The organism is Faecalibacterium sp. IP-3-29 (assembly GCF_023347335.1).
Taxonomy (GTDB): domain Bacteria; phylum Bacillota; class Clostridia; order Oscillospirales; family Ruminococcaceae; genus Faecalibacterium; species Faecalibacterium duncaniae.
Window position 1 is genome coordinate 629,758 of the sequence record NZ_CP094471.1, and the last position, 12,956, is coordinate 642,713.

A 12,956-nucleotide genomic window follows, 5' to 3' on the forward strand; every position below is an offset into this window, starting at 1 on the left:
CTTGAAAACTGAATAATAACTGCGAAACAAAGATTATAGTAAGTTCTTTTAAGAAATATTGCAATTTCAAAAGGAAGGGTAACAATAATCTTCGTTGGCAATAAGAGAGAATCAAGAGGATACCAAATGTTCTGAAAGAACGTTTGAAAGGTCAAGCGAACAAGGGCGCAGGGCGAATGCCTTGGCACTGGGAGCCGATGAAAGACGTGATAAGCTGCGATAAGCTTCGGGGAGCTGCAAATAAGCATTGATCCGGAGATCTCTGAATGAGGAAACTCACCTGGGTTCATACTCAGGTACAATACACTGAAATTTAAAATAGGTGTATTGAGGGAACCGCCTGAACTGAAACATCTAAGTAGGGCGAGGAAGAGACATCAAACGAGATTCCGTAAGTAGTGGCGAGCGAACGCGGAAGAGGGCAAACCGAGAGTAGAAATACTTTCGGGGTACGGACTGCTTTTAAGACTCAATCTGTTAACCGAACGGCATGGGAAGGCCGGTCAGAGAGTGTGAGAACCACGTAGGTGAAAACGGAGAGAGCTGCGCAGGATCCAGAGTACGGCCAGACACGTGAAACCTGGTCGGAATACGGGGGGACCATCCTCCAACCCTAAATACTACCCAGTGACCGATAGCGTATAGTACTGTGAAGGAAAGGTGAAAAGCACCCCGGGAGGGGAGTGAAAAAGAACCTGAAACCCTGTGCCTACAAGCACCTAGAGCGCGTCAAAGCGTGATAGGGTACTTTTTGTAGAACGGTCCGGCGAGCGATTGTATGCAGCAAGGTTAAGGACTTAAGGTCTGGAGCCGAAGCGAAAGCGAGTTTGAAAAGGGCGTTAAGTTGCATATAATGGGCCCGAAACCGGGTGACCTACCCATGGTCAGGTTGAAGTGGAAGTAAAATTCCATGGAGGACCGAACCGACCTCCGTTGAAAAGGCGGCGGATGAACTGTGGGTAGCGGAGAAATTCCAATCGAACCCGGAGATAGCTGGTTCTCCCCGAAATAGTTTTAGGACTAGCCTCAAGTTAGATACCTGGAGGTAAAGCACTGAATAGCCTAGCGGCCGAGAGGTTAGCGAAGCTTATCAAACTCAGAATGCCAGAGTATTGATGCTTGGGAGTCAGACAGTGTCAGATAAATGTCATTGTCAAAAGGGAAACAGCCCAGATCTACAGCTAAGGTCCCAAAGTCAGGTTAAGTGGAAAACGATGTGAAGATACGCAGACAACCAGGATGTTGGCTCAGAAGCAGCCACTCATTCAAAGAGTGCGTAATAGCTCACTGGTCGAGCGTCTTTGCGCGGAGAATTTAACGGGGCTAAACCTGACACCGAAGCTTAGGCAATACAGAAATGTATTGGGTAGGGGAGCGTTGTATACGCGGAGAAACAGTAGCGCAAGCGGCTGTGGAGTGTATAGAAGTGAGAATGCCGGAATGAGTAGCGCGAATGCAGTGAGAATCTGCATGGCCGAAAGCCTCAGGTTTCTGGAGGAAGGTTCGTCCGCTCCAGGTTAGTCGGGAGCTAAGGTGAGGCCGGAAGGCGTAGCCGATGCACAGACGGTAGAGATTCCGTCACCACCAAAAGAGTTAAGCACAGGGACACATATGAAGTCTCAGAGCCGGGTGTTGGTTCCGGTAGAGATCGAGGGAAATTAGTACCGAAGTCTGAGATGGAAGATGGCGAGAAAAGCTGTGTGTATTTCTGAGGTGCCCGTACCGCAAACCGACACAGGTAGGTAGGAAGAAGATTCTAAGGCCAACGGGAGAAGGGTTGTTAAGGAACTCGGCAAATTGACCCCGTAACTTCGGGAGAAGGGGTGCTCCAGAGATGGAGCCGCAGAGAATCGGCCCAAGCAACTGTTTACCAAAAACACAGGTTTGTGCTAAATCGAAAGATGACGTATACGAGCTGACGCCTGCCCGGTGCTGGAAGGTTAAGAGGAGATGTGCAAGCATTGAATCGAAGCCCCAGTGAACGGCGGCCGTAACTATAACGGTCCTAAGGTAGCGAAATTCCTTGTCAGGTAAGTTCTGACCCGCATGAAAGGCGTAATGATTTGGGCACTGTCTCAACAGCCCGCCCGGCGAAATTGTAGTACCGGTGAAGATGCCGGTTACCCGCGACAAGACGGAAAGACCCCATGGAGCTTTACTGTAGCCTAATATTGGGTTTCGATGTTGCATGCACAGGATAGATGGGACTCTTGGAAACCAAGGCTTTGGCTTTGGCGGAGAGGCCGTTGGGATACCATCCTTGCGATATTGGAATTCTAACCTGCGGCTCTGAATCGAGTCGGGGGACATTGTTAGGTGGGCAGTTTGACTGGGGCGGTCGCCTCCTAAAGAGTAACGGAGGCGTTCAAAGGTTCGCTCAGCTTGAACGGAAATCAAGCAAAAGAGTGCAAACGCAGAAGCGAGCCTAACTGCGAGACTGACGGGTCGAGCAGTAACGAAAGTTGGAGTTAGTGATCCGGTGGTATGTGAGTGGAAATGCCATCGCTCAACGGATAAAAGTTACCCTGGGGATAACAGGCTGATCTCCCCCAAGAGTCCACATCGACGGGGAGGTTTGGCACCTCGATGTCGGCTCATCGCATCCTGGGGCTGTATTCGGTCCCAAGGGTTTGGCTGTTCGCCAATTAAAGCGGTACGCGAGCTGGGTTCAGAACGTCGTGAGACAGTTCGGTCCCTATCTGTCGTGGGCGCAGGATATTTGATGGGAGCTGTCCCTAGTACGAGAGGACCGGGACGGACGTACCTCTGGCGCACCAGTTGTTCCGCCAGGAGCATAGCTGGGCAACTACGTACGGATCGGATAAACGCTGAAAGCATCTAAGCGTGAAGCCGACCCAAAGATAAGATATCCCACTGATTCAATCAGGTAAGATCCCTTGTAGACTACGAGGTTGATAGGCACGATGTGTAAGTGGAGTGATCCATTCAGCAAGTGTGTACTAATAGATCGAGGGCTTGACCACAATTCGCTTGAATTCTCAAGTCAATGACAAAATGTAAGCAGTGATTATTCAGTTTTGAAGGCACGTCCTTCTAAGAAACACTGGACAAAGTAGAACAGAAATGTTATACTGAGCCAGTCATATTGGTCGGTGACGATGACGGTGAGGTTCCACCTGTTCCCATTCCGAACACAGAAGTTAAGCTCACTCGTGCCCAAGATAGTTCGCTGGAAACGGCGCGTGAAAATAGGTAGTCGCCGACTTTTATATGGCCCGTTGGTCAAGCGGTTAAGACAGAGGCCTCTCACGCCTTTAACATCGGTTCGATTCCGGTACGGGTCACCATATGCACCTCTAGCTCAGTTGGTAGAGCAACTGACTCTTAATCAGTGGGCCCAGGGTTCGAGTCCCTGGAGGTGCACCAGATATTGAACGTCAAATCGTAAGATTTGACGTTCTTTTTTGTTATGTAACCCCGAAAAATCGGGGTTTGCACGGTCAATGCACGGTTTTTGCACGGTCGGCGTTTTCGTGGGAATCCTCTGCATGGGCTGGAATTGCTTTGAAATGCGTGGTAAATTTTGCATCAGGTCAGCAGAGCCAGACGGAGCTGCGCCTTTACTTCGGGGTCTGCGTCCTTCAGAAGTTCCAGCAGAGCGGTCATGGAGATGGTCGGTTCGCCTGCGGCGGGTACAGCCTGCGGGCTGGGGCTTTCCTGTTTAGCATAGAACCCTTCCTCAAATTTCCTGCCCAGTTCTACACGAGAGGACTGCTGGATATGAGCGTAGGTGTTCACCAGCATATCCGCCGTGGCGTGTCCTGTGGTACCCTGAACGGCCTTCACATCGCCGCCGGAGATCATCAGCTGATAGGTGGCACTGGAATGCCGCAAACCGTGAAAGACAATGCGGGGGAACTCCGGGTGGGCATCCTGCCATTTCAGAAACTTCTTGCGGATGAGCACCGGCTCCACCGCCAGACCGTTGGGCAGACGGAACAGCATTCCGCTGTCATGATAGCGTGTCGGGTCTTTTCTCTCGTCTGCCACCAGCTGATTCAGCCACTTCTTCAATTCTTCTTTTAGTGCAGAGGTCATGAAGATGGTGCGGCAGGAGGATGCGGTTTTGGTGCTTTTCAGGATGAGGGAAGTGGTGCTGCGCTCCAGCTTGTCCGGGAATACCTTGATGATGCAGCCATCGTCCACTTGGTTCAGGGCTTCTTTTCGCACCCGCTGCATGGATTTGTTGATACGGAAGGTTCCGATACCGTCCGCAGCATCAAAGTCAATATCCTCTGGGGTCAGACCAACGATCTCGCCTTCTCGCAGCGCGCCCACCAGTGTGAGATGGACTGCCAGATGCAGGATGGGGTCCTCCATGCTGTCCAGAGCCGCCCGCATTTCCTCTACCGTCCAGATGGTGCGCTCCTGCGTGGACTTCTTGGGGCTGTCCACAGGAACAGGACTTTTGACAAGAATGCCCCATTCCACGGCGTACTGGAACGCTGTGCCCAGCAGCCGATGCACCTCATGGATCGTCGTGCCGGAAAGGAATCGCTGCTTCTGCTTTTCGGTCAATTCCTGCTTCTTTCCCTCGATATACGAACCGCAGGGCGTTTTGCTCAGGGTCGTATAGAGGTTTTCCATGTGGTAGGGCTTGAGTTTCTGCATCTCCATGCTGCCGATATAGGGGATAATCAGATTCTGGATGGTGGAAAGATTGGATTCGTAGGTTTTGGGGGCCCACTTGTGCTTGCTGCACTGCTTGGGCAGCCAATCCATGAGGAACTCTGCCACCGTCACCGAGGACGGAATCAGGAATGTGCCAGCTGCCAGTTCATGTTCGATCTGCTTCTTTCGGTTCGTTGCCTCCTCTTTTGTAGGAAAACTTTCCCATTTGTCGCAGCTCTTGCCGTGTTCATCTTCGTAGGTGTAGCGGACGCTGTAAGAGTTGCCGCGCTTCGTAATATATGCCATACTGTTTGCCTCCTCTTATCAAGCTGCCCGGTAGAGCCACGCATCGAAGCTGTCCTTCGGCACACGGATGCTTCCGCCTACCCGCAGGACACGGAATTCGGTGGTGCTGTTGCACAGGTTGTAAGCAGAGCGCAGACTGATGGCCAGCATTCGTGCGATCTCTTCCACCGTGTACACCAGCTTTGTAGTTGCCGGGCTGTCAGTCGGAGACTTGACGGCATTGGTTTGAGTGACCACTTCCATTGTAGTGGGATTCGAGTCCTTTTGCAAGAACTTTTTCGTATAATCGGAAGATTGCACAGGGACGGTCATAGAATTACGGTCAAAATCCATAAGCATTTCTCCTTGTATTGTCATATCATCTAAAAATTCAGCTTAAAGTTCTACATCCTGCCCACGCCTGCGGTTTCGCTGCTGCACATTCATGGTGCGCTCCTGCTTGGGGGCAAGAATCTTTTCCAGAAAGCCGCGCACCAGTTCGGGCGCACGGTGGAGAGCATCCAGATAGGGTTTCACGTCGTACCACAGGTCGTGGTACTTGTTGCTCCAACGAACGGCCTCCTTCTTGGCGGTGGAAAGTTCTTCTTTCAAGCGGCGGTTCTCCACGTCCATCATATAGCCGTGGTCGGCTTGCTTTTTCAGCTTGGAAAATTCTTCTTCGGTCAGCGAGTAGTTACCGAGAAAGGTGCGCTTGCCGATATAATCCAGATCGCGCGCATGAATGAGGGCTTCTTTCGTGAGCGTGGCCTTTTTCTGCACAGCGGCAAGTTCCTTCTCCTTTTTGGAGAGGGTCTGACTGGTTTTGGCAAGCGACTGCGCCTTTTGGTCGGCTTGGGCGGTCAGGCTGTCCAGACGTTCCTGCTCCCGCTGGACTTTGAACTGGGTGACGGTCAGGTGTTCTTCGGTGCTGCCGCGCTCACCGCGCTCTACATCCGTGTACCCGGCATTGCGCATATAGTTGAAGAAATCGTCTTGCAGGACGCTGTACGACTTCTTCAGGACTGGCTTGCCGCTCTTTTGCAGGACAGGCTTTCCAGCATCGTCCAGCAGGGGCTTGGATGCCCACTTCTTGCTCCGGCTGACCTGCATGACAGTCTCCTTGACGGTGCCGACCAGTGCCTTGTCCTTGCAGCGTTTCGACCAGAGGATTTGCTTTTCCACCACAGGCACATAGACCACATGAAGATGGTAGTGGTAGACCTCCCGGCCTAATGCTTCGGTCATGGCGCGGTTGATCTCATCGGCGTGCATGACTGCCGAGAGGATATACTGCTCACCACCCACGATCTGAACGGCTGCTTTGTAGGCATCCTCATAGAACTGCTTGGCGAACTCGTAGCCGCCGTGATTGTCAAAGTAGGCCGAGTTGACATCAAAGACAAGTTCACAGTAGTGGGTAGCATCCGGCTTCAAGCCGCGCGTGGAGATGGTTTCGGCGGCTTCCAGTTGGGCGAATAGGTCGGTGTAGCTGGCGGTTGGCTTTTTGAAGTGGATGTTCCATGCAGTGCGCTGGGGGATAATGTCGGGGTTTCGATAGCTGTCCTTTTCGCGCTCGTTGTGCTGCTGAGTGTTGCCAACGGCCTTGTCCGAAACGGCGAGGTTTCGGACGCTGGTGCGGTCAATACCATCATTTCTTGCCAAAGGGCATCCCTCCTTTCGGGGTTCATCGGGAGGTGACGGGGGACGGAGGTGCACTTCCCCGGAAGTGTAATAACCCACTATGACACTTTCATCCCTATGGGCTGCAAAGTGTAGTGGGCTCTTCGAGGACTCTCCGAGGGAGAACGTCTCCTGCGGGAGAGCTACGATCAAGTTCGCACAATGCGAACTTGATTGCTCCGTACGCATCTGAAAAAATTGCGTACGGACTTCAAATAACCTGTACGGTCTGTACGGCGTACAGAAATCTGAAATACAAACGATAACACGTTTGAATTCGCTTCAATTTGCCGTACGGGTGCGTACAAGTACAGACCGTACAGGTTGTACGAACTTCTTCCGTGAAAAAATGCACTTTTTATGGACAGGGGTGGACAAGCGGCTCGATGCCCACAAAGCCCCGCACCCTGCGGCCACCGGGCAGGGCGATGTTATGTACTGCACCAGAGTACCCCAAAGTGGGAACTCTGGTGTTTTTTGCCTTGTGCCTGAATATACGGAGAATTTTGCAGAAAGGGCGAAAAAACGGCAAAACTGCAACGAAAAAAGAAAAAAGCCCTTACTGGTTGCAGGGCCGCAACAGCAAGGGTGGAGAGGTAACCGTATATTGAACAAAACGGCAGAGCGTATTATAATGAGGAAAAAGCTCAAAAAGGAGGGCCGATCACATGGCACAGGAATATCTGCCCGCACCGTCCAACGTCCGTCTTGCGGACTTGATGAAAGAACGCAACATTAGCCAACCGGAGCTTGCCAAGGAGATCGGCTGCTCTAAAAGCACTATCAGCCGTTTTATCAGTGGTGCGAAAGGAACCCTGACCCATGAGCAGGTGCTAAAGATTGCAAGGCTGTTCAACGTGTCCACGGATTTTCTGCTGGGAGAAACCAACATCCCTGACCGCAAGAACTATGATATTGCCGAACTGGGTTTGTCCGTAGAAGCCGCAAAGAACCTCTACACAGGGCGTGTCAATGCAGGGGTGGTCAATCTGCTGCTGGAAAACGCCCGCTTTGCAGAGCTTACTTACCGCATAGCGCAGTATTTTGATGATACCTTTGCATCCGGTATCGCGGCACAGAACGCCATGCTCACGACACTGAGCACCCTGCTGCGCACAAGGGTCAAGACCCCGGAGGCAGCCAAAGCCGCAAAGGACATCAGCCTTCGGAGAAAGCCGGTGTATCAAGGTGATCTTGATGATATCGAGATGTACTTCATGGCGGCGGTCAAGGAAATCAAAAAGGGCATCGGGAGCCATTACGCCGAACAGGAAGCCATGAGCAAGAAAGTGGCCGAGAAGATGTTCACCGAATTGACTAAAGGGCAGGATGTGCAGCACCCAACGATTACGGCAGAGCAGCTGACAGACGCAATGTTGGACAGTGTTTCGGGCATGGAAGGAGCCACGCCGGAAGCACTGGAACAGCTGCGGAGCGGTCTGTTGGGAATCTTGCAGTCCGCCGCAGAGCAGGAAAACGCCCATGAAGCAGACGAATGAACGGCTTTGTGCGCTGGCACAGAAAGGCGATGCCGCCGCGCTGGACAGCCTGATCGACAACAACAAGTCCTTTATCGGCAAGGTGGCAAATGACCTTTTCCGCAGCATGAATCTGGCACAGTCTGGCCTGAACCTTGACACGGACGATTTGAAACAGGCAGGCAATCTGGGATTGTGGAAAGCTGTGCCGAAGTTCGATGCAGTGCGCGGCATGAAGTTCCTGACCTATGCGGCTCCTGCCATTCGCAACGCCATGATGGACATGGTACGGGATGCCTTTGCCGCTTTTGAGCAGCGGATGGTAACGGAGGACAAGGACGGCGTCTGCTACCAGCGCGTTTCGCTGGACGATGTTCTGCCGGGAGAGGAACAACTACGGCGCATTGAAGCCATAGCCGACCCCTACGCCATGCAGCCGCAGAGTATTATGGAAGAACAGGAATCGCGCCGGGAACTGTACGATGCTCTGAAACGGCTGAGCCAGCGGGAGCAGACCTATCTTCTGTACCGCTATGGCTTCACCGATGGCGAGGAGCATCCGCTGATCGGCACGGCGATATACTTTCACCTGACGAAAGGCCGCGCCAAAAAGACGGAGGAACAGGCCATGGATAACCTTTGGCTGGAACTGCCGTGGTGGTTTATCTGAATGAAAAGAAAAAATCGTGATTGTGCTACGAGCTTTATGGGAATTTATGTGCAACTATACGATTTTGAGAAATTTTGTAGACGGATGAAACAAAATAGGATTAAATCTAAGTATCTAAGGAACGTTGATTTCACGGAGCCGCTGATTACCGACTGTAGGATTTGAGGAGGATGCCGTTTTATGAAAATTACACGAGATAAAATGTTTTTTTCAAAAGATCTTATTCATACAATGGCATATGTCGGAATGTTCGTGGCGGCAATTATATCGGTTGGAGCGTGTAAGTCTGGTATTTGGGTGGCTGCGATATTAGCATGGATTGTAGCAGGTATAATTATCGGATTGGCGATTATTTCTGACTATAAAAAGGCAGAACTTTTGAAAAATGGAACAAGAATCATCGGAAAGGTTACAGCAACAAAACGGGTACATATAAAATTTCATATGAGTACCTACCACCTTGCCGATGAGGATGTAATCTATCCATATGTGGTACATTATCAGTATAAAGTTAAAGGTGAAACCTATAATGGCAAGTCGCAGTGGTTTTGGTTCAATCCATGTATTCCGAAAGGGGCACCAATAAAAATTCTAGTAGACCCAAAGAATCCGGCCCGAAGTACAGTTCTCAAACCAGAAAGCTAAAGATAGCTTTCAATCGAGGTAAAACAAAAAATTTGTCCTTATAGCGTGTTTATTTAAAAGAAGATTGCGATTGTGCTACAAATTTTCAGAAAATTTATGTGCATCTATACGATTTTGGAAAATTTTGTAAACAAACGAAATAAATCAGGCTTAAATTTCGTTATATAAACAAAAAGCAAGGAGGGAGTTTTGATGACTTGTAAAAATTGCGGCTATGAAAACAAGCTGGGTGTTCGATATTGCCAGCGGTGTGGTCAGTATATTGAACCAAAACGGACGCTGGCACAAGAAGTTAAGTCGTGGGATTTTAGAAGCCTTGCTGGCGTTGGACGCAGAGATGTGAATATTGCGCCGTTGTTTACTGCACCATCCAATCAAACTCCGGCAAAGGCGCACCAAACGCCTTCGCCTGTTGAACCGATGCCAGATGGTAGGTGGTACTGCCCGGACTGTGGAACATTAAATGATTCTTCCGAACGATTTTGCAAAAACTGTGGAAAAGTCCGATAAAGGCGAAGAAAAACATGGAAGGAGGAAACAGTATGAAAAAGATGGCTACAATAGTTCTTGGCCTTATGCTAGTACTTACATTGGTTGGCTGTGGAAATAATGCTCAAAGTTCAGATGCGCACAATGCGGAATACGAAGAAGGCTATGCCGCTGGCTACGAGGCAGGGTATAATGACGGGAAACAGCAAATAGCCGAAAGCAAAAGCATTTTGCACAGTTTTCGGGTTCTTTTATGGCCACAGTTGAGCAACTCTTGCCCGATTACTATGCGCTTCCGGGAAAAACAATCGCCGTTGTTCACTTCTTTCAAGACAGGCCTTTTTGCTTCATTTCCAGAAGGACTTGACAGGCGAACTTATTGAAGGAACGTCTTATGTGTTTGAGTTTGAGACTTTTGAAGTTGAACTTCCCGACGATGAAGAAAATCCAGATATTTCAGATTATATGTATTCAATAAATGTTACCAGTTATAGAGTTGCAGAAGATGATGAACTTGGATTGGAAGGCAAGATGCCAACTGTCGAAATAGTATCGAAGTAAACAGTCAAGCTATTTTATAATGAAACACAAAGATGGCGGTACACATTGGAATAGGATTCAAAAGCCGTATGAAGAACACAGCATCAAAAAAGAAAACTTGTCTCGGATTTTTGCTGATCGTATTTTTAGCATATGTGGTGTGCTATCTTCTCTCTCAAACAGTGTTTCATGAAATCTACTTGTTTGAATGGACAGCAGCCCATTATTATTTGTGTGTATGGGTTGCATCCGTTACTTTCTGTTTTCTGGAAATGTATAAAGCGGCTCTTATCACAACGGCTGGAAACTGGGCAGGAATTTTGATTGGACAAGTGTTGGGCGATTTCATTATTAAAATAAACGCCACAAAAATCACGCCGGATATGTATATAGGAAAAGTATGGCAGCTCAAGACACACTATGGAGTTTTGATTTGGCTGCTCGTTTTCCTACTTTCGTTTGTTATCGGAATGATTGTTGAAAAGAAAAATCATTGTTAAAATGCGTAGTTAATAATAGACAGCCATCTATTTGCAAGTCGCAAGTAGATGGCTGTCGGTTTTATCTGTATATTCTAATTAAAGGCCAATCCTCTAAATCTGCTATGGTCACAGCCAAGTGAAAGGTAGTGTTCAATCTCACCACTCAGCACAAGCTGGGCGTACTCCAATGGCTTATTGTAGAGCAGCCAATCCAGTTCTGCCCGCTGTGCCGGGGTGTTGCCGTACTCATCTTCGATGGCAATGCAGTCAAGGGAAAGGACAGTGCCATCCTCAAACCGGGCTTCCACCCGGTTGGTGTCCATATTGTAGCGGCAGGAAAGTAGTTTCATCATAGTAGTGTCCTCCTAGACTTGATTTTGATGTATGGCCACTCAAACCAATGCCGTCAAGCCGGTGGGGGATATGGATAACCTGTGGCTGGAACTGCCGTGGTGGTTTATCTGAGTGAAAAGAAAAATTGTGATTGCGCTACAAGTTTTCTGGAAATTTATGTGCAGCTATACGATTTTGAAAAGAATTGTGGACAGATGAAATAAAGCAGGCTTAAAATTCGTTATTCAAACAGAGAAGCCAATAATCATGATATCATTGATGTGATTCTTATAGCTGCAATCGTTCGGAAAAAATGTGACGTTCAGAAAATTCAAATGGAGCTATGATGAAGAGGTGCTTAAAATGACGAAATCAAGTAAGAAATTGACTGCTTTTGGTATAGCTTTGGCCCTAGCAATTCTTATAGGCGGTTTCCTGTTGCATCCGTGGGAGAGGACAAAATCGGAACTTACTGTAACAAAGGTGGATTTAAGCGATAATTCTATCTATGCAACCGCTCCCAATCAACTGTACGGTACAAATGATTGCTATCTCATTCAGGGAGCTTCGGAATACTTAAAAGGAAATATTCAGCTATCGCAAATTGAAGAAGGCGAAAATATTGTGGTAGTTTCCAATGGAAAGGTTTTGTTATCTGACCCCTATCAGTTTGATACGATATACAGTATTCGATTGCAGTAATCCTATTTTTCATTAAAGGTCAATCTTCTAGTCTGCCATGGCCGCAGCCAAGTGAGAGGTAATGTTCAAGCTCCCCACCCAGTACAAGCTGGGCGTACTCCAAGGGCTTATTGTAGAGCAGCCAGTCCAGTTCTGCCCGCTGTGCCGGGGTGCTGCCGTATTCGTCCTCAATGGCGATGCAGTCAATGGCAAGGGTGGTGCCATCCTCAAATCGGGCTTCTACCCGGTTGGTGTCCATGTTAAAGCGACAGGAAAGCAGTTTCATCATAGTAATATCCTCCTAGACTTGATTTTGATGTGCGGTCACTCAAACCAATGCCGTCAAGCCGGTAGGGAATAGGGCGATTTTGTTTGTCAGAGAGTAAGTGCACGGTTTCTGCACGGATTTTGCACGGTTTCAAAACGTGCAGAGGGTGCTTTTCGCTGCAAAATCCGACAAAGGGTGCAGAAATTGCTGGGTGAAAAATCACGTTGATTTGATTAAAAATAACGATGACTCGAAACTTCCATAAATTGAGACGAACCGGCGGTTTGCTCTCTTAATCAGTGGGCCCAGGGTTCGAGTCCCTGGAGGTGCACCAAACCATGAAAATCCGAACCTTTTCTCGATAGGAGAAGGGTTCGGATTTTTTGTTTTCTTCGGAAAGCAAAATGAAGGCTCCTTCCCGACGGCTGTGTGTCCAAAACCTTATCAGAAGAACCGTATAACAAAAGTCACAACTGTAAAGGTGCCGTAAGGCAGAAAGGACACAAACATGAAGTACGATGCAAGAGCCTGCCATTTCAACATGGATACCGGCTGCGTGGAGCTGCTGCTCCGGGATGGGAGAACGATCTCCATTGACTGCACTGGGGTCGAGGATGAATTGGACGTGACCATGGCGCAGAGGTTGGAGTTAGATTATCTCATCTACAATGACCCGCTTGGCTATGCAGACTTGATTCTGAACGGCGAACCAGAGGAGTATCTGAAGAATGTGGCGGGAAGTCACGGATTAGAAGATTAAGCATAAAAGGGTA

General features: G+C 49.0%; 14 protein-coding genes, 2 tRNA genes and 2 rRNA genes. 13 read left to right on the forward strand and 5 right to left on the reverse strand.

Annotated features, from left to right (window positions below):
- The first annotated feature begins 149 nt into the window (after window positions 1-149).
- The 4 genes from MTP40_RS02915 (at window position 150) to MTP40_RS02930 (ending at window position 3,387) form a co-directional block, all read left to right on the forward strand.
- A 23S ribosomal RNA gene (locus MTP40_RS02915) occupies window positions 150-2,984 on the forward strand.
- Between the two features lie 125 nt (window positions 2,985-3,109).
- Window positions 3,110-3,226, forward strand: a 5S ribosomal RNA gene (rrf, locus tag MTP40_RS02920).
- Window positions 3,227-3,233: 7 nt separating this feature from the next.
- Window positions 3,234-3,308: transfer RNA gene (locus MTP40_RS02925), tRNA-Glu, on the forward strand.
- 3 nt (window positions 3,309-3,311) lie between these two features.
- Window positions 3,312-3,387, forward strand: a tRNA-Lys gene (locus MTP40_RS02930).
- A gap of 162 nt (window positions 3,388-3,549) precedes the next feature.
- Here the strand turns inward: MTP40_RS02930 and MTP40_RS02935 are convergent.
- Genes MTP40_RS02935 through MTP40_RS02945 form a run of 3 tightly spaced genes read right to left on the reverse strand, consistent with a single transcriptional unit; the run spans window position 3,550 to window position 6,579 of the window.
- Window positions 3,550-4,938, reverse strand: a complete 1,389-nt coding sequence (locus tag MTP40_RS02935) for a site-specific integrase (protein ID WP_249259786.1) — start codon at window positions 4,936-4,938, stop codon at window positions 3,550-3,552.
- A gap of 18 nt (window positions 4,939-4,956) precedes the next feature.
- On the reverse strand, window positions 4,957-5,271 hold the full coding sequence (locus tag MTP40_RS02940) for a helix-turn-helix domain-containing protein (RefSeq protein WP_097783233.1): 315 nt from the start codon (window positions 5,269-5,271) through the stop codon (window positions 4,957-4,959).
- 42 nt (window positions 5,272-5,313) lie between these two features.
- The gene (locus MTP40_RS02945; protein ID WP_249259787.1) at window positions 5,314-6,579 is read right to left on the reverse strand and encodes a plasmid recombination protein; all 1,266 of its coding nucleotides are present in this window, start codon (window positions 6,577-6,579) and stop codon (window positions 5,314-5,316) included.
- 686 nt (window positions 6,580-7,265) lie between these two features.
- Between MTP40_RS02945 and MTP40_RS02950 the strand changes: the two genes are divergently transcribed.
- From MTP40_RS02950 to MTP40_RS02980, 7 genes are all read left to right on the forward strand, one after another.
- Entirely contained in the window at window positions 7,266-8,096 is an 831-nt protein-coding gene (locus tag MTP40_RS02950) for a helix-turn-helix domain-containing protein (protein ID WP_249259788.1), read from the forward strand.
- Window positions 8,080-8,745 (forward strand): sigma-70 family RNA polymerase sigma factor, encoded by a 666-nt coding sequence (locus MTP40_RS02955; RefSeq protein WP_249259789.1) that lies wholly within the window; start codon window positions 8,080-8,082, stop codon window positions 8,743-8,745. The genes MTP40_RS02950 and MTP40_RS02955 overlap by 17 nt, the downstream gene beginning before the upstream one ends.
- Before the next feature lie 180 nt (window positions 8,746-8,925).
- Complete coding sequence (locus MTP40_RS02960; protein WP_015538140.1) at window positions 8,926-9,390, forward strand: DUF3592 domain-containing protein; 465 nt, start codon at window positions 8,926-8,928, stop codon at window positions 9,388-9,390.
- 192 nt (window positions 9,391-9,582) lie between these two features.
- Window positions 9,583-9,900, forward strand: coding sequence for a zinc-ribbon domain-containing protein (locus MTP40_RS02965; protein WP_097783549.1), 318 nt, complete (start codon window positions 9,583-9,585; stop codon window positions 9,898-9,900).
- Between the two features lie 32 nt (window positions 9,901-9,932).
- Window positions 9,933-10,262, forward strand: coding sequence for a hypothetical protein (locus MTP40_RS02970; protein ID WP_249259790.1), 330 nt, complete (start codon window positions 9,933-9,935; stop codon window positions 10,260-10,262).
- A gap of 13 nt (window positions 10,263-10,275) precedes the next feature.
- The gene (locus MTP40_RS02975) at window positions 10,276-10,440 is read left to right on the forward strand and encodes a hypothetical protein (RefSeq protein ID WP_249259791.1); all 165 of its coding nucleotides are present in this window, start codon (window positions 10,276-10,278) and stop codon (window positions 10,438-10,440) included.
- 68 nt (window positions 10,441-10,508) lie between these two features.
- A complete protein-coding gene (locus tag MTP40_RS02980) occupies window positions 10,509-10,919 on the forward strand; it encodes a hypothetical protein (protein WP_227611581.1) in 411 nt (136 codons plus the stop codon).
- A gap of 74 nt (window positions 10,920-10,993) precedes the next feature.
- On the opposite strand, the gene MTP40_RS02985 is transcribed toward MTP40_RS02980, so the two are convergent.
- Window positions 10,994-11,254 carry a DUF6061 family protein gene (locus tag MTP40_RS02985; protein ID WP_249259792.1) on the reverse strand — a complete coding sequence of 87 codons (261 nt, stop codon included), beginning with the start codon at window positions 11,252-11,254 and terminating at the stop codon, window positions 10,994-10,996.
- 343 nt (window positions 11,255-11,597) lie between these two features.
- Between MTP40_RS02985 and MTP40_RS02990 the strand changes: the two genes are divergently transcribed.
- Window positions 11,598-11,936 (forward strand): hypothetical protein, encoded by a 339-nt coding sequence (locus MTP40_RS02990; protein ID WP_249259793.1) that lies wholly within the window; start codon window positions 11,598-11,600, stop codon window positions 11,934-11,936.
- Window positions 11,937-11,955: 19 nt separating this feature from the next.
- On the opposite strand, the gene MTP40_RS02995 is transcribed toward MTP40_RS02990, so the two are convergent.
- The gene (locus MTP40_RS02995) at window positions 11,956-12,204 is read right to left on the reverse strand and encodes a DUF6061 family protein (RefSeq protein ID WP_249259794.1); all 249 of its coding nucleotides are present in this window, start codon (window positions 12,202-12,204) and stop codon (window positions 11,956-11,958) included.
- A gap of 487 nt (window positions 12,205-12,691) precedes the next feature.
- On the opposite strand from MTP40_RS02995, the gene MTP40_RS03000 reads away from it, so the two are divergent.
- The gene (locus MTP40_RS03000) at window positions 12,692-12,943 is read left to right on the forward strand and encodes a DUF6061 family protein (protein ID WP_149793693.1); all 252 of its coding nucleotides are present in this window, start codon (window positions 12,692-12,694) and stop codon (window positions 12,941-12,943) included.
- Window positions 12,944-12,956 lie beyond the last annotated feature (13 nt).